General features: G+C 65.1%; 21 protein-coding genes, 1 tRNA gene and 1 pseudogene. 8 read left to right on the plus strand and 15 right to left on the minus strand.

Annotation, left to right across the window (positions count from 1 at the left end):
- Positions 1 to 2: 2 nt before the first annotated feature.
- From rpoC to ABL840_RS04370, 7 genes are all read left to right on the plus strand, one after another.
- Positions 3 to 4,238, plus strand: coding sequence for a DNA-directed RNA polymerase subunit beta' (rpoC, locus tag ABL840_RS04340; RefSeq protein WP_093207007.1), 4,236 nt, complete (start codon positions 3 to 5; stop codon positions 4,236 to 4,238).
- Between the two features lie 98 nt (positions 4,239 to 4,336).
- Entirely contained in the window at positions 4,337 to 4,948 is a 612-nt protein-coding gene (locus tag ABL840_RS04345) for a lema family protein (protein ID WP_093207009.1), read from the plus strand.
- Between the two features lie 101 nt (positions 4,949 to 5,049).
- Positions 5,050 to 6,447, plus strand: coding sequence for a 16S rRNA (cytosine(967)-C(5))-methyltransferase RsmB (gene rsmB / locus ABL840_RS04350; protein WP_176947360.1), 1,398 nt, complete (start codon positions 5,050 to 5,052; stop codon positions 6,445 to 6,447).
- Positions 6,448 to 6,505: 58 nt separating this feature from the next.
- Positions 6,506 to 7,072, plus strand: coding sequence for a DUF4390 domain-containing protein (locus ABL840_RS04355; RefSeq protein WP_176947393.1), 567 nt, complete (start codon positions 6,506 to 6,508; stop codon positions 7,070 to 7,072).
- Positions 7,069 to 9,402 (plus strand): sensor histidine kinase, encoded by a 2,334-nt coding sequence (locus ABL840_RS04360; protein WP_093298953.1) that lies wholly within the window; start codon positions 7,069 to 7,071, stop codon positions 9,400 to 9,402. Before ABL840_RS04355 ends, ABL840_RS04360 begins: the two co-directional genes overlap by 4 nt.
- A gap of 96 nt (positions 9,403 to 9,498) precedes the next feature.
- On the plus strand, positions 9,499 to 10,200 hold the full coding sequence (locus ABL840_RS04365) for a response regulator (protein WP_093207017.1): 702 nt from the start codon (positions 9,499 to 9,501) through the stop codon (positions 10,198 to 10,200).
- Positions 10,201 to 10,221: 21 nt separating this feature from the next.
- A tRNA-Phe gene (locus ABL840_RS04370) sits at positions 10,222 to 10,297 on the plus strand.
- A gap of 179 nt (positions 10,298 to 10,476) precedes the next feature.
- On the opposite strand, the pseudogene ABL840_RS04375 reads toward ABL840_RS04370, so the two are convergent.
- Positions 10,477 to 10,686: pseudogene (locus ABL840_RS04375) on the minus strand (IS3 family transposase); the annotation flags it as partial.
- Between the two features lie 455 nt (positions 10,687 to 11,141).
- On the opposite strand from ABL840_RS04375, the gene ABL840_RS04380 reads away from it, so the two are divergent.
- On the plus strand, positions 11,142 to 11,381 hold the full coding sequence (locus tag ABL840_RS04380; RefSeq protein WP_143093984.1) for a hypothetical protein: 240 nt from the start codon (positions 11,142 to 11,144) through the stop codon (positions 11,379 to 11,381).
- Positions 11,382 to 11,391: 10 nt separating this feature from the next.
- On the opposite strand, the gene ABL840_RS04385 is transcribed toward ABL840_RS04380, so the two are convergent.
- The 14 genes from ABL840_RS04385 to ABL840_RS04450 form a co-directional block, all read right to left on the minus strand.
- Positions 11,392 to 11,607, minus strand: coding sequence for a hypothetical protein (locus ABL840_RS04385; RefSeq protein WP_093298959.1), 216 nt, complete (start codon positions 11,605 to 11,607; stop codon positions 11,392 to 11,394).
- Positions 11,608 to 11,652: 45 nt separating this feature from the next.
- On the minus strand, positions 11,653 to 14,091 hold the full coding sequence (locus ABL840_RS04390; protein WP_093298961.1) for a heavy metal translocating P-type ATPase: 2,439 nt from the start codon (positions 14,089 to 14,091) through the stop codon (positions 11,653 to 11,655).
- A 115-nt stretch (positions 14,092 to 14,206) separates the two neighbouring features.
- Positions 14,207 to 14,398, minus strand: a complete 192-nt coding sequence (locus tag ABL840_RS04395) for a heavy-metal-associated domain-containing protein (protein WP_093298964.1) — start codon at positions 14,396 to 14,398, stop codon at positions 14,207 to 14,209.
- Between the two features lie 56 nt (positions 14,399 to 14,454).
- Complete coding sequence (locus tag ABL840_RS04400) at positions 14,455 to 14,775, minus strand: hypothetical protein (RefSeq protein ID WP_228121904.1); 321 nt, start codon at positions 14,773 to 14,775, stop codon at positions 14,455 to 14,457.
- A 139-nt stretch (positions 14,776 to 14,914) separates the two neighbouring features.
- Positions 14,915 to 15,574, minus strand: coding sequence for a c-type cytochrome (locus tag ABL840_RS04405; RefSeq protein WP_093298967.1), 660 nt, complete (start codon positions 15,572 to 15,574; stop codon positions 14,915 to 14,917).
- A 62-nt stretch (positions 15,575 to 15,636) separates the two neighbouring features.
- Complete coding sequence (locus ABL840_RS04410; protein ID WP_093298969.1) at positions 15,637 to 15,975, minus strand: hypothetical protein; 339 nt, start codon at positions 15,973 to 15,975, stop codon at positions 15,637 to 15,639.
- A 132-nt stretch (positions 15,976 to 16,107) separates the two neighbouring features.
- Complete coding sequence (locus tag ABL840_RS04415) at positions 16,108 to 16,920, minus strand: methyltransferase, TIGR04325 family (RefSeq protein WP_176947361.1); 813 nt, start codon at positions 16,918 to 16,920, stop codon at positions 16,108 to 16,110.
- Between the two features lie 49 nt (positions 16,921 to 16,969).
- A complete protein-coding gene (locus tag ABL840_RS04420; RefSeq protein WP_176947362.1) occupies positions 16,970 to 17,344 on the minus strand; it encodes a copper-binding protein in 375 nt (124 codons plus the stop codon).
- A gap of 75 nt (positions 17,345 to 17,419) precedes the next feature.
- Entirely contained in the window at positions 17,420 to 17,911 is a 492-nt protein-coding gene (locus ABL840_RS04425) for a cupredoxin domain-containing protein (RefSeq protein WP_093298974.1), read from the minus strand.
- Between the two features lie 43 nt (positions 17,912 to 17,954).
- Positions 17,955 to 19,370, minus strand: coding sequence for a multicopper oxidase family protein (locus tag ABL840_RS04430; RefSeq protein WP_093298977.1), 1,416 nt, complete (start codon positions 19,368 to 19,370; stop codon positions 17,955 to 17,957).
- 36 nt (positions 19,371 to 19,406) lie between these two features.
- Positions 19,407 to 20,831 carry a TolC family protein gene (locus ABL840_RS04435; RefSeq protein WP_093298979.1) on the minus strand — a complete coding sequence of 475 codons (1,425 nt, stop codon included), beginning with the start codon at positions 20,829 to 20,831 and terminating at the stop codon, positions 19,407 to 19,409.
- Positions 20,828 to 21,091 carry a hypothetical protein gene (locus ABL840_RS04440; RefSeq protein WP_228121903.1) on the minus strand — a complete coding sequence of 88 codons (264 nt, stop codon included), beginning with the start codon at positions 21,089 to 21,091 and terminating at the stop codon, positions 20,828 to 20,830. Before ABL840_RS04440 ends, ABL840_RS04435 begins: the two co-directional genes overlap by 4 nt.
- Positions 21,092 to 21,313: 222 nt before the next feature.
- Entirely contained in the window at positions 21,314 to 21,739 is a 426-nt protein-coding gene (locus ABL840_RS04445) for a hypothetical protein (protein ID WP_228121902.1), read from the minus strand.
- A 67-nt stretch (positions 21,740 to 21,806) separates the two neighbouring features.
- Positions 21,807 to 22,202 carry a hypothetical protein gene (locus ABL840_RS04450; protein ID WP_143042875.1) on the minus strand — a complete coding sequence of 132 codons (396 nt, stop codon included), beginning with the start codon at positions 22,200 to 22,202 and terminating at the stop codon, positions 21,807 to 21,809.
- Between the last annotated feature and the right edge of the window lie 106 nt (positions 22,203 to 22,308).

Raw genomic sequence — 22,308 nt, forward strand, 5'->3', positions numbered from 1 at the left:
TTATGAAATCGCTACTCGACCTGTTCAAGCAATTCACGCCCGATGAGCATTTCGATGCCATCAAGATCGGCATGGCTTCGCCCGAGAAGATCCGTTCGTGGTCCTTCGGCGAGGTGAAGAAGCCCGAGACGATCAACTACCGCACGTTCAAGCCCGAGCGCGACGGTCTCTTCTGCGCGAAGATCTTCGGCCCCATCAAGGACTACGAGTGCCTGTGCGGCAAGTACAAGCGCCTGAAGCACCGCGGCGTGATCTGCGAGAAGTGCGGCGTCGAAGTCACGCAGACCAAGGTGCGTCGCGAGCGCATGGGTCACATCGACCTGGCCGCGCCCTGCGCACACATCTGGTTCCTGAAGTCGCTGCCGTCGCGTCTGGGCCTCGTGCTCGACATGACGCTGCGCGACATCGAGCGCGTGCTGTACTTCGAAGCCTACGTGATCACCGACCCCGGCATGACCCCGCTGAAGAAGTTCGGCATCATGTCCGAGGACGACTACGACGCGAAGCGCAAGGAATACGGTGACGAGTTCGTCGCCAAGATGGGCGCCGAAGGCATCAAGGACCTGCTGGAAGGCATCGAGCTCGACAGCGAGATCGAACGCCTGCGCGGCGACCTGACCGGCTCCGAAGTCAAGGTCAAGAAGAACTCCAAGCGCCTGAAGGTGCTGGAAGCCTTCCGCAAGTCGGGCATCAAGCCCGAGTGGATGGTGCTCGACGTGCTGCCCGTGCTGCCGCCGGACCTGCGTCCGCTGGTGCCGCTGGACGGCGGCCGCTTCGCGACCTCCGACCTGAACGACCTGTACCGCCGCGTCATCAACCGCAACTCGCGTCTGCGCCGCCTGCTGGAGCTGAAGGCTCCGGAAATCATCGCGCGCAACGAGAAGCGGATGCTGCAGGAAGCCGTCGACTCGCTGCTGGACAACGGCCGCCGCGGCAAGGCCATGACGGGCGCCAACAAGCGCGCGCTGAAGTCGCTGGCCGACATGATCAAGGGCAAGAGCGGTCGCTTCCGCCAGAACCTGCTGGGCAAGCGCGTCGACTACTCGGGCCGTTCGGTCATCGTGGTGGGCCCGACGCTCAAGCTGCACCAGTGCGGCCTGCCGAAGCTGATGGCGCTCGAGCTGTTCAAGCCCTTCATCTTCTCGCGCCTCGAAGCCATGGGCATCGCGACCACGATCAAGGCTGCCAAGAAGGAAGTCGAATCGGGCACGCCGGTGGTCTGGGACATCCTGGAAGAGGTCATCAAGGAGCACCCGGTCATGCTGAACCGCGCTCCTACGCTGCACCGTCTGGGCATCCAGGCCTTCGAGCCGATCCTGATCGAAGGCAAGGCCATCCAGCTGCACCCGCTCGTCTGCGCGGCATTCAACGCCGACTTCGACGGCGACCAGATGGCCGTCCACGTGCCGCTGTCGGTGGAAGCGCAGATGGAAGCCCGCACGCTGATGCTGGCCTCCAACAACGTGCTGTTCCCGGCTTCGGGCGAACCGTCGATCGTTCCTTCGCAGGACGTGGTGCTGGGTCTGTACTACACGACCCGCGACCGCATCAACGGCAAGGGCGAAGGCCTGGTCTTCTCCGACATCGGTGAGGTCCAGCGCGCGCTCGACGCCAACGAAGTCGAACTCACCGCCAAGGTGGCAGTGCGTATCACGGAGTACACCAAGAACAAGGAAACCGGCGAATTCACGCCGTCGACCTCGCTCGTGGACACCACCGTGGGCCGCGCGCTGCTGTCCGAGATCCTGCCGAAGGGCCTGCCGTTCTCGAACATCAACAAGGCGCTGAAGAAGAAGGAGATCTCCAAGCTCATCAACGTCTCGTTCCGCAAGTGCGGCCTGAAGGAAACCGTTGTCTTCGCAGACAAGCTGCTGCAGAACGGCTTCCGCCTGGCGACCAAGGCCGGCATCTCGATCGCCATCGACGACATGCTGGTGCCTTCGGAGAAGCACGGCATCATCGAGCGCTCGGCCAAGGAAGTGAAGGAGATCGAGCAGCAGTACGTCTCGGGTCTCGTGACCTCCGGCGAACGCTACAACAAGGTGGTGGACATCTGGGGCAAGGCCGGCGACGAAGTGTCGAAGGTGATGATGGCCAAGCTGTCGAAGCAGAAGGTCATCGACCGCAACGGCAAGGAAGTCGAGCAGGAGTCCTTCAACTCGATCTACATGATGGCCGACTCGGGTGCCCGCGGTTCCGCGGCCCAGATTCGCCAGGTGGCCGGCATGCGCGGCCTGATGGCCAAGCCTGACGGCTCGATCATCGAGACGCCCATTACCGCGAACTTCCGCGAAGGCCTGAACGTGCTGGAGTACTTCATCTCCACCCACGGTGCCCGTAAGGGTCTGGCCGACACGGCGCTGAAGACGGCGAACTCGGGCTACCTGACCCGTCGTCTGGTCGACGTGACGCAGGATCTGGTCGTCACCGAGCAGGACTGCGGCACGCACGGCGGCTACCTGATGCGCGCCATCGTCGAAGGCGGTGAAGTCATCGAATCGCTGCGCGACCGTATCCTCGGCCGTACCGCTGCCGACGACGTGCTGCACCCCGAGAACCGCGCGGTGCTGCTGAAGGCCGGCGAGATGTTCGACGAGGACACCATCGAGGAGCTCGAGGCGCAGGGCGTGGACGAGGTCAAGGTGCGTACCGCGCTGACCTGCGAAACCCGCTTCGGCATCTGCTCGACCTGCTACGGCCGCGACCTGGGCCGCGGCGGCCTGATCAACATCGGCGAAGCCGTCGGTGTGATCGCCGCCCAGTCCATCGGCGAACCGGGCACGCAGCTGACGATGCGTACCTTCCACATCGGTGGTGCCGCTTCGCGCGCCGCCATCGCCTCGAGCGTGGAAGCCAAGTCGAACGGCTCGATCGGCTTCAACGCCACGATGCGCTACGTGACCAACAGCAAGGGCGAGCTGGTCGTGATCTCGCGTTCGGGTGAAATCATCATCCACGACGAGCACGGCCGCGAGCGCGAGCGCCACAAGGTGCCGTACGGCGCGACCCTGACGGTCAAGGCCGACCAGCAGATCAAGGCTGGCCACGTCCTGGCCAACTGGGACCCGCTGACCCGCCCGATCATCACGGAATTCGCCGGCAAGACGCAGTTCGAGAACGTCGAGGAAGGCCTCACGGTCGCCAAGCAGGTGGACGAAGTGACCGGTCTGTCGACCCTGGTCGTGATCGACCCGAAGCGCCGCGGCGCCGCCAAGGTCGTTCGTCCGCAGGTGAAGCTCATCGACGCCTCCGGCGCCGAAGTGAAGATCCCGGGCACCGACCACTCGGTGACGATCGGCTTCCCGATCGGCGCGCTGGTGCAGGTGCGTGACGGCCAGGACGTGGGCCCCGGCGAAGTGCTGGCGCGTATTCCGGTCGAAGGCCAGAAGACCCGCGACATCACCGGCGGTCTGCCGCGCGTTGCCGAGCTGTTCGAAGCCCGTTCGCCGAAGGACAAGGGCATGCTGGCCGAAATGACCGGTACCGTGTCGTTCGGCAAGGAAACGAAGGGCAAGATCCGCCTGCAGATCACCGATCCGGAAGGCACGGTCTGGGAAGACCTCGTGCCGAAGGAAAAGAACATCCTGGTGCACGAAGGCCAGGTGGTGAACAAGGGCGAATCCGTGGTCGACGGCCCGGCGGACCCGCAGGACATCCTGCGCCTGCTGGGTTCGGAAGAACTGGCGCGCTACATCGTGGACGAAGTGCAGGACGTGTACCGCCTGCAGGGCGTGAAGATCAACGACAAGCACATCGAGGTGATCGTTCGCCAGATGCTGCGCCGCGTCGTGGTCGACAACATCGGCGACACGAGCTACATCTCCGGCGAACAGGTCGAACGCAGCGAAATGCTCAACACCAACGACGCCCTGCGCGCCGAAGGCAAGATCCCCGCGACGTTCACCAACCTGCTGCTGGGTATCACGAAGGCATCGCTGTCGACCGACTCGTTCATCTCGGCTGCTTCGTTCCAGGAAACGACGCGCGTGCTGACCGAAGCCGCGATCATGGGCAAGCGCGACGAGCTGCGCGGCCTGAAGGAAAACGTCATCGTCGGCCGCCTGATCCCCGCGGGCACCGGCATGGCGTACCACCAGGCACGCAAGGTCAAGGACGCCATGGACGAGGCCGAGCGCCGCGCCATCGCCGAATCGGAAGCAGCCGAACTGGCTGGCTCCGGTGAAGCCGATGCGGCTGCCAGCACGACGGAAGCCAGCGAAGGCGCTGCGACCGAATAACTGGTTAGCATCACCGGCCATGACCGGTACATCACGCCCCCCGACCGCCCCCGGTTGGGGGGCGTTTTTCTTTGTGTTCCCATGAGGCTTGGTGGTCGATGAGTCTGTTGCCCGAATCGATGGCCGGCTGGATCGTGATCGCGATCCTGCTGTTCTGGTTTGTCGGTGCCTACAACCGGCTGGTGCGTCTGCGCGCGGCCGTGCTGCAGGCCTATGGCCAGCTCGATGCGGCGCTGGGCAAGCAGCTGGATTTCGTGCAGGCCAGCATCGCGGCGGGGCCGCAACCCGAGGCCGCGCCCACGGGCGAGCTGCTGTCTTCGGTCGCACCGCTGCAGGCGGCAACCGCGCAGCTCGCCACCCTGCTGGGAGCGACCCGGCTGCGACCGCTCGATGTCGGCGGCATGGCCGCGCTGGCCACCGCGCTGCAGGTCTGGATCGGAGCCTGGCAGCGCCAGCACCCCGACCAGGTGACGGTGTTCGATGCCGACGGCACGCTGTCGCGGCCCGTACCGCTGCAGCCCGGCACGACAACGACCGTGGTGTCCGGCGCCGCCGAACCGATCGGCTGGCCCGAGCCCTCGGCCGCGGCCGAGATCGCGCGCAGCCAGTTCAACCTGGCGGTGGCGCAATACAACGCCGCGATCGCGCAGTTTCCGGCGGTACTGGTGGCATGGGCCGTGCGTCTGCGTCCGGCAGCTCCGCTGCTCTGAATAGAGCTTGCGGCGCGCTTCGACCACCGTTTCTCTCCGTTTCTTCTTCTTTCCATGCGCGAAGTCCGGCCTTTGGCCGGCCCGTTACCATCGCCTCCAACTTGTCAGAACTACCTTCCGATCCTTCCCGCAGGGGCCATGGCGATACGCCGCCGCTGCAACAACCTCCGCTCTGGCGCCAGCTGCAGCTGACTGCGACGGCGCTGGCGTCGATCCGGGCCGGCACCTCGGGCTCGGTGGCCTTCGAGGCCGTCGAGCCCGCGCTGCGGCCGGGCGTGCAGGCGCTCGGCTTCCAGGTGCTGCGCTGGCTCGGCCGCGCCGAGGCCCTGCGCCGCCACCTGGCCAAGCGCACCCCGCCGCCCCTGCCCGATGCACTGCTGTGCACCGCACTGGCGCTTGCCTGGGACGCCGCGCACGCGCCCTACGAACCTTTCACGCTGGTCGACCAGGCCGTCGAGGCCGCCAAGCGCAACCCCGCCACGCGGGCGCAGGCCAGCTTCATCAACGCCTGCCTGCGGCGCTTCCTGCGCGAGCGCGACGAGCTCGTGGCCGCCACCGACACCGAACCCGTCGCGCAATGGAACCATCCGCGCTGGTGGATCGAGCGCCTCAGGCGCGACCATCCGCGCGAGTGGCAGCGCGTGCTCGCTGCCGACAACGCGCAGGCGCCGATGACGCTGCGGGTCAATGCACGCAAGACGACCGCTGCTTCCTATCTCGCCGAGCTGGAGGCAGTCGGCCTGGGCGCGACGCGCGTGGGGCCCAGCGGCCTGCAACTGGCGCGCGCCCGCCCCGTGCAGCAGCTGCCCGGTTTTGCCGATGGTGCCTGTTCGGTGCAGGACGCCGCCGCGCAGATGGCTGCGCCGCTGCTGCTCGACGGCCTGCTGCAGCCAGCGAAGCCCGGCGAGACGGCCGCGCCGCTGCGCGTGCTCGACGCCTGCGCCGCTCCCGGCGGCAAGACCGCCCATCTGCTCGAGATGGCGAGCCCCGGCGCCATCGACGTCACCGCGCTGGAAGTCGATGCAACGCGCAGCCGCCGCATCGACGAAACCCTGGCCCGCCTCGGGCTCCAGGCCAGGGTGCTCGTCGCCGATGCGGCCCGGCCGGCCCAGTGGTGGGACGGCACGCCCTTCGACGCCATCCTGCTCGACGCGCCATGCACCGCCTCGGGCATCGTGCGGCGCCATCCCGACGTGCGCTGGCTGCGCCGCGAAAGCGACACCGCCCAGCTCGCCGCCCAGCAGGCCGCGCTTCTGGCGGCCCTGTGGCCGCTGGTGCGGCCCGGCGGGCGGCTTCTGTACTGCACTTGCTCCGTGTTCCGCGAAGAGGGTTCGCAACAAATTGATGCGTTTCTTGTACACAACACCGACGCACGATTGCTGCCATCGCCGGGCCATTTGCTGCCCCAAAGCGGGTCGAATGCCCGCAGCGTCCCGGACAATGCCTCTGGTGACCACGACGGCTTCTTCTACGCCCTGCTTGAAAAGCGTCCGCGTTGAGCGACGGCGCCGGCTGATCCTGTCGCTGCCCGTCCTGCTCTGGATCTGGGCGATTTGGATGGCCTTCCTGCCGGCTCCGGTCTCCGCGCAGGGCCGCAACGGCGCGTCGATCACCCAGATGCGGCTGGAGCAGTCCGACGACGGCATCTACTTCAGCGCCGCGGTGCAGTTCGAGCTGCCCTCGCTGGTCGAGGAGGTGCTCGACAAGGGCATCGCCGTCTATTTCGTGGCCGAGGCCGAACTCTTCCAGGAGCGCTGGTACTGGACCGACCGCAAGGTCGCGCAGGTCACGCGCCACATGCGGCTGGCCTACCAGCCGCTCACGCGGCGCTGGCGGCTCAACGTGTCGGCGGCGCCGATGACCGGCGCGGCCGGCCTGGGCATCTCGCTGAACCAGAACTTCGACACCCTCGGCGACGCGCTCGATGCCATCAAGCGAGTCGGTCGCCTGCGCATGGGCGACGTGGCTGAGATCGGCGACGACCCGCAGCACCAGGTCACGTTCCGGTTCAGGCTCGACACCTCGCAGCTGCCGCGCCCCTTCCAGATCGGCGTGGTCGGCCAGTCCGACTGGAACATCGCCGTCGAGCGCACCGCGCGTCTCGCGGTGGAGAAGCAGAAGTGAGCACTCCGGAGCGCGGCGGCACCTCGGCCTCGTCGGCCGCGAGCCGCGCGCGGGCCCGACGCTGGGCCATCGGCGTCGGAGCCGCGCTGGTCACGGCCATCGGCCTCGTGCTGATGTTCCTGCTGGCCCAGGCCACCAACAACCGCGCCCTGTACGAGCGCTACTACGTGCGCCTGTTCGGCATCAACGTCGTGGTGGCGGTGCTGCTGGTGCTGGTGATCGGCTGGGTGGCCTTCCGCCTGCTGCGGCGCCTGCGACAGGGCAAGTTCGGCAGCCGGCTGCTCATCAAGCTCGCGGCCATCTTCGCGCTGGTGGGGGTGGTGCCGGGGGCGCTGGTCTACGTGGTGTCGTACCAGTTCGTCGCGCGCTCCATCGAGAGCTGGTTCGACGTCAAGGTGGAAGGCGCGCTCGACGCCGGCCTGAACCTCGGGCGCGCCACGCTCGATTCGCTGTCCGACGATCTTGCCGTCAAGACGCGCAGCGCCAGCGCGCAGCTGGCGCAGGTGCCCGACGCCAGCGCGGGCCTGGTGCTCGAGCGCATCCGGGACCAGCTCGAGGCCAGCGACGTCATTCTCTGGACCGGCAGCGGCCAGCTGGTGGCCAGTGCCGGCACCTCGCGCTTCCAGCTCAACCCCGAGCGCCCGACCGTGCAGCAGTTTCGCCAGGTGCGCCCCGAGCGCGCCGTCGCGCACGTCGAGGGTCTGGACGAAACCACCGCGGCGGGCGCCACTCCGCCGGTCGCCAGCGTGCGTGCGCTCGCCATGGTGCAAAGGCCGGGTTTCGACTTCGACACCGCGCCGCGCTATCTGCAGGTCACGCGGCCGCTGCCGCCGGCGGTGGTCAAGAACGCGCTGGACGTGCAGGAAGCCAACCGCGAGTACCAGGAGCGTGCGATCGCGCGCGAGGGGCTGCGCCGCATGTATATCGGCACGCTCACGCTGAGCCTGTTCCTCGCCGTGTTCGGTGCGGTGCTGCTGGCCGTGCTCTTCGGCAACCAGCTCGCGCGCCCGCTGCTCGTGCTGGCCGACGGCGTGCGGCAGGTGGCCGCCGGCGACCTGAGGCCCACCGCCGTGCTGCAGGGCAAGGACGAGCTGGGCGGCCTTACGCGCTCCTTCGCCGTCATGACACAACAGCTGGCCGATGCGCGCGGCGCGGTCGAGAAGACCATGGGCCAGCTCGACGCGGCGCGGGCCAACCTGCAGACCATCCTCGACAACCTGACCTCGGGCGTGATCGTGCTCGATGCCAAGGGCACCGTGCTGTCCACCAATCCGGGCGCGACCCGCGTGCTGCGCGCGCCGCTAGCGGCCTACGAAGGCCGGCTGCTCGTCGAAGTGCCTGGGCTGGCGGAGTTCGGCGCCAAGGTGCAGCAGCAGTTCGAGGACTTTCTCGTCGAGCGCATGCAGCACGGCCTCGACCACTGGCAGCATGCCTTCGAGCTGCATGCCTCCGGTGCCGACCTGCCGCAGCAGGACGGCGCCATCAACATCGTCGCGCGTGGCGCCGAGCTGCCCGGTGCCGCGCGGCTGCTGGTGTTCGACGACATCTCCGAGATCGTCTCGGCCCAGCGCGCGCAGGCCTGGGGCGAAGTTGCGCGCCGGCTCGCGCACGAGATCAAGAATCCGCTCACGCCGATCCAGCTCTCGGCCGAGCGGCTCGAGATGAAGCTCTCCGGCAAGGTCCAGCCGCCCGAGCAGGCCGTGCTCGTGAAGTCGGTGAAGACCATCGTCGACCAGGTCGATGCGATGAAGCGGCTGGTAAACGAATTCCGCGACTACGCGCGCCTGCCCGCGGCCGACCTGAAGCCGGTGGACCTGAACGCGCTGCTGACCGACGTGCTCCAGCTCTACAGCGCGGAGAACCTGCCGATCACGCTGCGCTCCGAACTCGACGAACGCTGCCCGCCCATCCGTGGCGACGCGCAGCAGATCCGCCAGGTCATACACAACCTGTTGCAAAACGCGCAGGACGCCGCCGAGGCCGCCGCCAGCGGCACGGGCAAGGTCGGCGAGGTCACTATCCGCACGCGGCTCGCCGACTCCGGCCAGCGCGTGCGCCTGACCGTGCAGGACACCGGACCGGGCTTCGCCGAGAACATCCTCAAGCGCGCGTTCGAGCCCTACGTCACCACGAAAACAAAAGGTACCGGTTTAGGGCTGGCGGTCGTCAAGAAGATCGCCGACGAGCACGGCGCGCGCATCGAGCTTTCCAACCGCGTCGTCGATGGGGCTGTAGCGGGGGCACAAGTCTCGCTATCATTCGCGCTGGCAGGCGAGCCGCAGGCAGCGGTCGCTCACACCGAAGATTCGTCGAAGTCTTCCGCCGCCTGAGCCGCACGCACGAACGAATGTCCGTCGCACAGGCGACGGATCGGCCAGCGACTCGACAAACATTGCAGACACCAGCGCACACAACAAGCATCACTCATGGCAAACATTCTCGTGGTCGATGACGAGCTGGGCATCCGGGACCTGCTCTTCGAAATTCTCAATGACGAAGGCCACAACGTGGAGCTCGCGGAGAACGCAGCCGAAGCTCGCGCTGCACGCCAGCGCGCACGGCCCGACCTCGTGCTGCTCGACATCTGGATGCCCGATACCGACGGCGTCACGCTGCTCAAGGAGTGGTCCACCGCGGGCCTCCTGACCATGCCCGTCATCATGATGAGTGGCCACGCCACCATCGACACCGCGGTCGACGCCACGCGCATCGGCGCGTTCGCCTTCCTCGAAAAGCCCATCACCATGCAGAAGCTGCTCAAGGCGGTGGAGCAGGGCCTGGCCCGCGAGAACGCACGCCGTGCCGCTGCGGGCGTGGTGCCCGCGCCGGTCACCGGCAGCCAGTCGGCCGCCATCACGACGACGGGCGACAGCCTGCTGATGGCGTCGCTGGCCTCGGTGCCCGTGGCCGATGCCGGCCCGCAATCGACCCAGAGCTTCGACCTCGACCGCCCGCTGCGCGACGCGCGCGACGGTTTCGAGAAGGCGTACTTCGAGTTCCACCTCGCGATGGAGAACGGCTCGATGACCCGCGTCGCCGAGAAAACCGGCCTCGAGCGCACCCATCTCTACAGAAAACTCAAACAACTTGGCGTTGATCTTTCAAGAGGGCGAAGAAGCGCTGTATAATTTGAGGCTGCACACAGCAATGGCCCGGTAGCTCAGTTGGTAGAGCAGCGGATTGAAAATCCGCGTGTCGGTGGTTCGATTCCGCCCCAGGCCACCAAATTTTCCTTTTAGGATCAAGTAGATAGCCCAATCTTGCTAGGTTGGGCTTTTTGCTTTCTGGTGTCGTGTAGGCACCATGTAGGCAAGTAGGATCATCGCAAATCAATGCTTTTCCACAAGGTGTTGAATTCCGCTGATCTCTGACCCTAGGGGTGCGGATAAAAACTTGGACTGGTTTTATGCCGCAAGTCCAAGGCTCACCCGGTATTCGATAGGGCTGAGAGAGCCAAGAGAGATCTTGATCCGCTTCTCGTTGTACCAGCGGATGTCTGAGTCGACCGCCTCGATGAATTGCTCGATGGTGGCGTTCTTCCAGTCTCGAGGATGGAACAGCTCGTTCTTCAGCCGACCGAAGAAGCCTTCGCAAGCTTCGTTATCAGGTGAGCATGCGAGACATCGAGCGGGTGTTTCGGCGTCAACACGCTGCGCATGGCGGTCTATCCGGCCTTCGGCCTGCGGGGTGCTGTCGCGGCTGGTGGTCGAGCGCCGCGACAACGAAGCCCGGCCGCAGATTTCGCTGCAGGTGCTCAGCTCGCGGGAGGTGCACGAGGCCGTACTGGGACGGCAGGTCGACTTCGGGCTAATGGGCGACGAGATGCCGACGACAGTCCTGGAGCATTCCGAGTTCGCGCGCTTCCCAGGTGTGGTGGTGATGCATGCGAGGCACCGGCTGACCAAGGCCCAAGGCGAGGACCATCCAACCGCATCAGCTCGCGGAAGAGCCATTCCTAGCGCTCAACCCCGAGGACGCGTCTCGGCGGCGCCTGGAGCGGGCATTGGCGGAGTGCAACGTCGGGTTGAGTGTGCTGGTCGAGACGCCCTACGCGGCGAGCGTGTGAGAAATGGCCCTGAGCGGAATGGGCATCGGCGTCGTCAATCCGGTCACCGCCATGGAATACGCTCAACGCGGCCTGACCATCCGTCCGCTGTCCCTGGATGTCTCCTTCGCGGGTGTGTTGGTGCTTCTCCCTGGGCAGCCCCTGTCCGGTCTCGCCCTGCGCGTGCTCCAGCTCATGCGCATCCAGTTGGCCGAAGACCAGAAGGCCCTCGCCAATCTCCTCAAACCCCGCGCCAAAGACTGACCGTCGCGCCTCAATCACGCTTCGAGCGCGTTCCACATCGCCGGGGCTTTTGCGCCTCGGCGGCCAGAACACTGTAGGCACTGGCCACGCTCGCGCTGATTGGTGCTTCCGCTGGTGCGCACGCCTCGATGGCGCACAACAGATGCTCCGCGACCGCCCACTTGCGAAATCGGATGGCCTCCTGGTAGACGTCCAGCAAATGCTGCTCAAACAGTTCGGACTTCATAGGAACTCCTTCGCACGGAGTGACGCCACTCGATCCAACGCGCCTCTAGGAGGGCGACTTTGCGTCGGCGTGTGGCCCGTGGGTGTCGCTTTTTGCTCCCCTCAAGCGCAAGGCATTGGTGATGACCGACGCCGAGCTCAGGCTCATCGCCAGCGCCGCGATCATCGGCGACAGCAGCCAGCCCGTGAACGGGAACAACACGCCCGCGGCCAGTGGCACGCCGAGAGCGTTGTAGAGAAAGGCGAAGCCGAGGTTCTGCTTCATGTTGGCGATGGTCTGCTCGGAGATCACGCGCGCCTGCGCAATGCCGCGCAGGTCGCCCTTGACCAGCGTCACCTGGGCGCTGTTCATCGCGACATCGGTGCCGGTGCCCATCGCCACCCCGACGTCGGCCTTGGCGAGCGCGGGCGCATCGTTGATGCCGTCCCCCGCCATGGCGACGATCCGGCCTTCACGCTGCAGCTTGTCCACCAGCGCGAGCTTGTCGGCGGGCTTCACTTCGCCATGCACCTCGTCGATGCCCAGCTTCGCTGCGACGGCCCGGGCCGTGGTCAGCCCGTCTCCGGTCGCCATGATGACCCGCAGGCCCGAGGCCTTGAGCGCGGCCAGCGCCTCGATCGTGGTGGCCTTGATTGGGTCCGAGACCGCAAGCAAGCCGGCAGGCTGGCCGTCCACAGCCAGGAACATGACACTCGCGCCCTCGGCCCGCATGGCCTCGGCCTGCGGCTTGAGGTCGTCGACCCGCACGCGCAGCTGGTCCATGAGCGCCGTGTTGCCGAGCGCCAGCTTCCTGCTGCCCACGCCGCCGCTCACGCCGATGCCGCTGCTGGATTCGAAACCGTCGGGCGTGTCCAGCGCCAGGTTGCGCTCGCGCGCCGCCCGCACGATGGCGTCGGCCAGCGGGTGTTCGCTGCCCTGGTCCAGGCTGGCTGCGAGTCGCAGCACCTCGTCGGCGGTGAAGCCCGGCGCAGGCACCGCGCGCTCGAACTGCGGCCGGCCTTCCGTCAGGGTGCCGGTCTTGTCGACGATGAGCGCATCGACCTTGCGGAAGTTCTCGATCGCCGCGGCATCGCGGAACAGCACGCCCTGCGTGGCCGCCTTGCCCGTGGCCACCATGATCGACATCGGCGTGGCGAGGCCGAGTGCACAGGGGCAGGCAATGATGAGCACCGCCACGGCATTGATCAGGCCGTAGACCCAACTGGGCTGCGGCCCGAAGAATCCCCAGGCGAAGAAGGTCAGCACCGCGATGCCGATGACGGTCATGACGAAGTAGCCGGCAACGTGATCGGCCATTCGTTGCATCGGCGCCCTGGAGCGTTGCGCCAGCGCGACCATCTGCACGATGCTCGCGAGCACGGTCTGCGAGCCGACTTTCTCGGACTGCATCACAAGTGCGCCGTTGGTGTTCAGCGTTGCGCCGATAAGCTTGTCGCCAATCCGCTTGGTCACGGGCAATGGCTCCCCAGTCAGCATGGATTCGTCGACGGCGCTGTTGCCTTCGATCACCACACCGTCCACGGGCACCTTCTCTCCGGGGCGCACGCGCAGCTTGTCGCCCACATGCACGTGGCCAATCGGTATGTCTTCCTCGGCACCGTCAGGGTCGATGCGGCGCGCTGTCTTGGGGGCAAGGCCCAGCAGCGACTTGATGGCTGCGGAGGTCTGCGACCGCGCCTTGAGTTCGAGGATCTGACCCAACAAGGTCAAAGAAATGATCACCGCGGCCGCTTCGAAGTAGACCGACACGCGCCCCATCGACACGAACGACGCGGGAAACACGTCGGGCGCCACCGTGGCCACGACGCTATAGACAAAGGCCGCGGCCGTGCCCAGGCCGATCAAGGTCCACATGTTCGGACTGCGGTTTGCCACAGACTGCGCCGCGCGCACGAAGAACGGCCACCCGGCCCACAGGACGATCGGCATGGTGAGCACAAGTTCGATCCAGCTCTGCGTGTCCATCTCGAACCACTGCAGGCGGTGGCCGGCCATGGCGAGCACTGTGACGATGACGGTGAGGGGCAAGGTCCAGACGAAGCGTCGCTTGAAGTCTTTCAGCTCGAGGTCTTCGCCCTCGTCGAGGGTCGGCATCTCGGGCTCCAGCGTCATGCCGCACTTGGGGCAGTTGCCCGGGTGATCTTGCCGGATCTCCGGGTGCATGGGACAGGTGTAGATCGTGCCTGGAGGACCGGGTTGAGCCGGCTGCGCGGGCGCAAGCACGAGCGGGGCCGTCTGCTGCGTGCCGCGTTTCGCGTATTTGGCCGGGTTGGCCTCGAATTTGGCTTTGCACCCCGCACTACAGAAATAGACCGGCCCGCCTTCGTGCTGCAGGACGTGCGCGGACCGCGTGGTCACCGCCATGCCACAAACGGGATCCTTCAAAATCGCATCGGTCTTCTGCGAAGGCTCTCCAGAGGCGGGCGGGTGCGCCCCGTGATGTCCCAGATGGTGTTCATGCTGGTTGGAAGGCGTGGGGTTCATTCAAGTTCTCCAACGAAAAATTGGCTGAATGCACCTTACATGGCGGTGCATTCAGTCCACACAGGCCAGCTCGATACACATCAGCCGATGAAGGCCGCTGTCCCGTGCCGGCGAATCACTTCGGCGGGTAGCCGGCTTCCGTCAGGGCGGCAGTCACAGACTCACGGTCCTCAGCGCTGTCGACGCGCAACGTTTTGGCCGGCAGATCGACTTCGATCTTCGCCGTGGCGTCCAGGTTCTTCACGGCCTGAGCGATCCGGCTCGCGCAGCTGCCACAGGACATCGATTGGATGACGAACTCTTGCATGAGAGGCTCCTTGGTTGAAAGGTGATTCCAGTATCAGGCTTGACATCGTGTGAAGGTCAAGCGACCGGCGCCAGTCCGTCAGTGGTGTGGTTCTGCGCATTCCGACTCTTCACCTCCAGAACCATCATCAGGCCGCCGCCCCCGTCCTGTTCGAGGTCGTTGTTGGTCGTCTGGCGCGGGATGTGGCAGTGGACCAGCCATCTACCAGGCCGCAAGGCTTTCCAGATCACGTCGTAAGCGCTGACCGGGTCCGACATTGACGGTGCGGTCATCTGCCCCGCCGGCGGCGCTTGGTTTTCCTCGAGCCACTCGGTCGAGCCGAACCTGGGCGTCTGTCGCCAGTGGAATTTTCCTTTCGATGTTTTCGGAGTTGCCACACGAGAACGGCCACGAAGATGATCACACCAACGAGCCAGGCGATGAACATCGTGCCGACAACATTGGTTGAAACCCATCGCCCCGTCACGTACATACCTAGCTCCTAAGGCGAGAGCAGCTCTGGAGGCATGGCGTCGTTCAATGCAGCCCCGCGATGTAGTCGGAAACGGCCCTGATTTCGCGATCGTTGAGTTTGGCTGCAACGCCGCTCATGGGCACGCTGTTGAGTCGTACCCCATCGCGAAACGCGGTCAGCTGAGCGGCGATGTACTCGGCGTTCTGTCCGCCCAGACGCGGGTACTGGATCGGGATGCCGGCGCCGTTGGGGCTGTGACAGCCTGCGCAGGCCAGGACACTTCGCTCCCCAATGCCGCCGCGATAGATCTTCTCGCCCAGCGCCACCAGATCCCTGTCCTTCGCAAACCCCGGCTTGATGGACTTGGAACCCAGGAACCAGGCGACGTCGCGCATTTCCTTCTCGGACAGCATTGCCGCCATGCCGCTCATGACCGGGCTCTTGCGTTTCCCGGACTTGAATTCCTGAAGCTGCTTGACCAGGTACTCGGGATGCTGCTGAGCCAGCTTGGGATTGGCGGGGATGGCCGAGTTGCCATCCGCGCTGTGGCACGCGGCGCATGACTTGCCATTGAAGACGACTTCGCCATTCGCAATGTCGGGTTTCGACGAAGGGGCCAAGACCCTTTCGATCGGCGCTGGCACGGCAGGATCGGCGGCGAATGAAAAACCTGAAGCAAGTCCACCGACGGTGAGGAGAAGAAAGGAAGCGAAAGAGTTCATAAGGTGCCGAGGTTTGTGGTGGGCCGGCTGCAAGGATGGCCGCAGATCGTGGGAAGGCCGCGTCAGCCGCGCAGCGCTCGTGCATGCGACAGCACGCGAACGGGTGTGTCGCACCTGTCGACGTTGGTCCACACGACGTCGCCCAGCGCGACAGATGTCGCAGGATCCAGCATCTCGATGTGCGCATGTCGCCGCCCCGTGGAACGATCGACCAGGATGGCGAAGCGTCGTACTGCAAGTTCGTCGGCGCTGGCGGTCTTCCTGCAATCCGTGCGCCCGCCTCGTTGAATCTCTTTTGCGCGGCCGATTTCGACAATTTCCCCGGTGCGCCAGCCGTCCTGGAAATCGCGAGACTGCCGGTAGAAATCGGCGCACCCCGTCAGACCGGCGAAGAGCGCCATACCGAGGATTCCGCCCGCAGCGGAATATGCCCTCGCGGTGATGCGAGGCTTCTTCTCCATTGCCACTGCGAACAACGTACGCGCAGCCCGCAAGGACTGGCGAGCACGCGTGGACGCTTTGGCTTGCATTGCTCAACTGGCGAAGTAAAGGCCACTGAACGTCGGAATGCTGCGCTCGGGAAATCCCGGCAGATACAACGAACGCTCAGGAACCTGCCACTGGTCGCGCAAGGTATACCCCAGCGCCTCGATTTCCTTGATGAAGCGTTCGCGGTTGTAGACGTGCATGGGCGCAAAGCAGCCGGCACCGATGTTCTGTGCCGTGACGTAGTCCTCGCCGTCGTAGAGCGGGAGCTTGTTCAGCAAGACGTGCCGTGGCCGCGTGTCGCACCGTTGAAGCAGATCACCGGGACGCGAATTCTCGACATAGTGCAGGGCGCCGGCAGACAGCCAGATATCGTTGCCGGGCAGCGCCTGCGAAAGATCCTCGGCGAAGCTCAGTCCAGTGGCGTTGGCCCCGCTGGCGATATCTCGCCCCAGGGCCGCGATCGCAGGCACTTCAACGACGCGCCAGGAAAGGCCCTGGGGCATCTCGAAATAGCGGCGATAGGCATAGAAGTGAACCCCCACCGAGCCACCGATGTCGAGCAGCTTGGTGGCACCATCTCTGAACGCACGTTCGAGCCACCACATCACGGGGTAGTCGTAGGCAAACACCTTCTTCGTGCGGACATTCACGTACTCTTGCGCCAAGGCCGCGTGGTCGAATTCCGGACTGTCAGGCAGCCAATCCCGGGCTTCGGAAAAGCTTTTGAACAGTCCGAAGTAACTACCGAATCCGGCCTCGGAAAAGAACTGCTGGCGCCGCCAGCGCCGCAACGCTGGCCGGGTAACCGGTCCCTCCAGGATCTGCCGAACGACTTGCGAAGCACTCGAGTAAGCCATTCCTTCCTCCATCCTTTCGATAGTCGCCGCCCATTGATTCTTTACGCGCTCAGCGGGCCGATTCGATCTTCGTGACGACGATCTTGCCGTCGATCTTTTCCGCCTGGAAACGGACCTTGGCGCCGGTCTCGACCTTGTCGAGCATGACGTCGTCCTTGACGCCGAACACCATCGTCATGCCCGGCATGTCGAGGTTCTTGAGCGGGCCGTGCTTGATCGTGAGCTTCTTGTTGTCCTTGTCCACCTTGCGGATCTCGCCTTCGCTGAGGTCCGACGCTGCGGCCGCATCCGAGCCGCCGGCCGCAGGTGCCTTCTCGGACATGCCCGGCATGTCGGACATGGATTTGGAAGATTGCGCGCCGGCGGCGCCAGCGAACGAGAGTGCGGCAACGAATGCCAAGAGTGCGATACGGGTGTTGGTCATGAGGATCTCCTGAGATATGAATGAATTTGGAGTCCCGCCGCATTCCGATGGAAGCCGGCGGCGGGAGCGCCTCGCTTACTTTCCGGTCTTGGTCACGTTCACGGCGCCCTTCATGCCGGCGTCGTAGTGGCCCGGCTGCAGGCACGCGAAGTCGACCTTGCCGGCCTTGGTGAATTGCCAGACGATCTCGCCGCTCTTGCCTGCGGCCAGCGTCACCATGTTCGGATCGGAGTGCTCCATCTCCGGGTTCTTCTTCATGACTTCGTAGTGCTCCTTGAGCTCCTTCTCCGTCCCGATCACGAGCTCGTGCTTGAGCTGGCCGGAGTTCTTGACGACGAAGCGCACGGTCTCGCCCTGTTTGACGCTGATGTCGGCCGGCGTGAAGCGCATGCTATCGGTCATGTCGACGTTGATCGTGCGGGTGGCCTTGGTGGCCACGCCGGGCTTGCCGATCGCCTCGTTGGCATCGTGGCCGTGGCCGCCTGCGTGGGTGCCGGATGCCGAAGCGCCGGCGGCGGCCAGGGCCACAAGTGCTGCGACAGCTGTGTTGCGGAAGTTGTGTTTCATGGGTTTTCCTTTGAGAGTTGGAGTTTGGAACGGAGGGGGAGAACTAGTGGTTCGAATGGCCGCCGCCGGGCTTTCGAATCTGGACTTCGATGTTCTTGGCGGGCATGTTCTGAGCGGGCATCGCTGCGGCGCCGGCGCCGCGTTGGCGCGAGGTCTCGGGCGGCGGTCCATCCAGCTCGTAGGCAACGGTGCCCTTCGGATGCTTGAACCAACCCGGGTTCGAGTAGTCGCCCGCCTTCTGGTTTTTGCGCACCTTGACCATGCTGAACATGCCGCCCATCTCGACCGAGCCGAACGGGCCTTCGCCGGTCATCATTCGCGCGGTGTTATCGGGAATCGGCATTTCCATCTCGGCCATGTCGGCCATGCCGCGCTCGCCCATGACCATGTAGTCGGGCACCAGGCTTGTGATCTGCTTGGCCACGTCCTTGTGGTCCAGGCCGATCATGGTCGGCACGTCGTGGCCCATGGCGTTCATCGTGTGATGGCTCTTGTGGCAGTGGAAGGCCCAGTCTCCTTCCTCGTCGGCCAGGAACTCGATCTGGCGCATCTGTCCGACCGCCACGTCGGCCGTCACCTCGTACTGCCGCGAAGACTTGGGCGTCGGACCGCCATCGGTGCCCGTGACGAGGAACTCGTGCCCGTGCAGGTGCATCGGGTGATTGGTCATCGTCAGGTTTCCGATGCGAATGCGTACCTTGTCGTTGAGCCGGACATTGAGCGAATCGATACCCGGAAAGATCCGGCTGTTCCAGGACCACAGGTTGAAGTCCAGCATCGTCATGATCTTGGGCGTGGCGCTGCCGGGCTCCACGTCGTAGGCATTGAGCAGGAACACGAAGTCGCGGTCGACCTTCTCGATCAACGGATGCTCGGCCTTGGGGTGCGTCACCCAAAAGCCCATCATGCCCATGGCCATCTGCGTCATTTCGTCCGCATGCGGGTGGTACATGAAGGTGCCGGGGCGGCGCGCTACGAACTCGTAGACGAAGGTCTTGCCTGGGCGGATCGGTGGCTGGTTCAGTCCGGCGACGCCGTCCATGCCGTTGGGCAGGCGCTGGCCGTGCCAGTGCACGCTGGTGTGCTCGGGCAGCTTGTTGGTCACGAAGATGCGCACGCGGTCGCCTTCGACCACCTCGATGGTCGGGCCGGGCGACTGGCCGTTGTAGCCCCACAGGTTGGCCTTGAAGCCAGGCGCCATTTCGCGCACCACGGGTTCGGCCACCAAGTGGAATTCCTTGACGCCGTTGTTCATGCGCCAGGGCAAGGTCCAGCCGTTGAGCGTGACCACGGGGTTGTAGGGGCGTCCGCTCGAGGGCATCAAGGGCGGCATGGTGTTGGGCGTGGTCTGGAGCACGGGCTCAGGCAGCGCGGCCATGGCCACCTTGCTCACGCTGGCCGCGGCGATGGCGCCCGTGATGGCACCCGCACCGCTCAAGAAATTGCGTCTGTTTGTCATGTCGTTCAAATCGGTTGGAGAACTCAGAGGGCGGGCTCAGTGCGCCGCACCAGCGGAGGCGCCTTCGCCGCCCGAGCTGGCCATCGAGGCCCCTGCGGACGTGGGCTTGCCCATCACCGAAGCCGCCAGCGCGGCATCAGCCAGCCAGAACTGCTGCTGGGCATTGATCGCGTTGGTCACGCTGGCGATCTGGTCACGCGCCTCGGCCAACAGTTCGAAAACGCCGATCAACATCCCGTTGTAGCGAAGCACGTTCTCATCGGCCATGGCCTGGCGCAGCGGCACGATCTCGTCGCGGTAGTGCCGTGCGATGTCGTAGGCAGTGCGGTAGGCCGAGTAGCCCTCTCGCAGCTGAGAGGAAGCGCCACGCACGGTGGCGTCGTAGCGGTTGGCCGCGGCCAACGACTGCGCGTTCAACATGTCGCGCTGCGCTGACCCCCAGTCGAACAGCGGCAGGCGGATATCGAGCTCGAAGCCCCGGCGGGTGCTCTTGGTGTTCTCCGCGTTGTCGAACACCGTGTCGCGCCGACCGCCCACCTCGACGTCGATGAAGGTCGACAGCAAGTTGATACCTTGCGATTTGCCCGCCACGTCCAACTGGGCACGTGCCAGTTGGACATCCAGGCGTTGCTCAGTAGCGGTCGCTGCGACCTCCTTCGCTTCGCGAGGAGTCTTGGGCAGGTCAGGCAGGCGTTCGGGCAACGCCAGTCTGGTGGCCTGGTCATCGTTCAACCCCAGGACACGAACCAACTCTTCGCGTGCAGCGGTGGTGGCGTGCTGTGCCGAGGCGAGCTGGGTCGTCGCATCAGCGTAGAAAACCTGCTGGCGTGCACGCTGCAACTTGGAGAAATTCCCAATGAGCTGCATCCGGCGCGCAAGTTCGGCACTGGCCTGGGCCGACCTGTTGACCTGCTCGGCATACTTCAGCGTCTGTTGCGCCGCGACTGCACGCACCCAGGCCTGCTTGACCTGCGTGACCTGGTCGACCACGGCACCGGTCAGTTGGACTTTGGCCTGGGCGGCCTGGCTTCTGGAGATCGACAAACGCTGCGGCAACAGAATCAGATCCACCAGTCCGAAGGACAGCAGGCGCTCAAGCTCGAGTTCGCTGTTCAGGCGCGTGCGCGCGAACGAGAGGATCGGATTGGGTAACCGGCTGCTCTGGTTAGTCGCGGCAATGTCGCCCCAACTCTGAGCGATTAACGCTTGGACGGAAGGACTGTTGGCCAGCGCAAGCTGCACCGCATCACTCTGCGACAGCGGTTTGGCGAGCAGTTCCTGCGACAGTGCGGCGCGGCGGTCACGCTGCTCCTGAGTTCGGCTGAGTTCGAGCTTCCCACCGGTGAACTGCTGGGCATTGGTATTTGTGTCACTCAGGGCGTCGTCGATACTGACTGACGCGCACCCGGCGAGGACAGCCGTCGCGACGGCAATGGCTGTCAAACGAAGGGCGCGCTTCATGGCTTCTCCTTCTTTGCAGGCATGGGCATCGAATGGCCTGGCTGCGCGGCGGGCGCAGCGGCGGCGCCCTTGGGCGATTCGGCCTCGGCCGCACTGGAGCCTGATGTCTCCTTGGCGTAGGCCTGCCAGCCACCGCGGCGATAGACCGTCTCGTTGGCTTCTTTCCAGGGGATGGGCTTTTCGTCGGCAAAGGGCTGATAGCCCTCGAGCGCGGACCTGTAGGTCAGGACGGTGGGCGCCGCAGCCTCAGCGGATTTCACGGGCGCGGGTTGAGCCACCGCGACAGCGGCACTCAGGGTCGCCAACGCGGCAAACGCAGCCGAAGCGGGAAAAGCTGCCAGCCAATGGGCCGGCGATGAATGGAACATGGAGTCCTCGCAAGTTCATGAACGGAGTGCGTCAGAGCTGCCCGAAAAGGCATGACGCAGGCGATGCATGAGCGTTCGCGGCGGCCCGTGACGAGTCACAGGCGCACGAACGCGTTAAGCGCGAGGAGGTTTGTCGAGAACGCGCGGCGCGAGCGTGGCCACCGTGATGGCTGGCTCCGCCAAGTCGGCTTTGGGAAGGTCGTGGAAAACGGCCAAGTCCATCGTGCTGGTCAGCGCTGTGGCATGGCACGCGCCGCAGGTACCGCACTTGTGCATCGCATCGGGCCCGGCACTCGCTACCTTGGCGGTGTTGTCCTTTGCGGGAGGCTTGGCAGCCTGTGCCGCCTTGTGCTCATGATCGCCGTGCCCATCCGCATGCGGGTGCTGAGCGTGGTCGTGTGCGCTGGGCTGTGCGAGCGACACTTCGCCCGCCTCACCGGCGTGACCCGGTCCGCAAAAGACCATGGCTGCCGCCGCGTACCCCTGGAAGGGCACGGCAAACATCATGATCCAAAGGACGAACAGGCGAACCCGGTGCATGCGGCGAATTCTAAGTCGAGCAGTGTGTCAGGAGACCTGTATAGACATCCAGATTTGTGCGCGACTCTCAGGGCTGCGCTTGTGCGCGAGCCTTGCTCGCATCACCTTTGGGCGCCGGCAGGGGCGCACCGAGCCGTGCTGCGGCATCCCAGTTGGGTTGCCTCTGCGCGGCTTCCAGTTCGGCCACCACTTCGGCGCGCGACTTGGCGGCTCCGACCTTCGGCGTGCTCATCGATCCCCAGCGCAGCATGCTGGCCCCGGCAGGGGTTTTCTGCGCGTCCGCGAGTTCAGCTGATACATGGGCCTGGGATTTAGCCTGTCCCGCTTCACCTGGGTGATAGACCACGCCGGCTTCGTTCGGCGCAAAGTGAGACGGCCCTTCCGCGTAAGCTGCAAACGGCGCAACGAATGCAGCGCCTGCACCCACGGCAAGTGCGAGCGAGAGGATTTGACGGTTCTTCATGATAGGTCTCCTTCAACGAAATGTTCGACTTCGCGAGCTGCACTGGACGCGTCGGCATCGACCACCGAGCCGGCGATGCCAGTCAACTGTCTGGCATGCAATGACT

Origin of the sequence: Variovorax sp. NFACC27 (assembly GCF_048301545.1) — a bacterium.
Classification (GTDB): Bacteria; Pseudomonadota; Gammaproteobacteria; order Burkholderiales; family Burkholderiaceae_C; genus Variovorax; species Variovorax gossypii.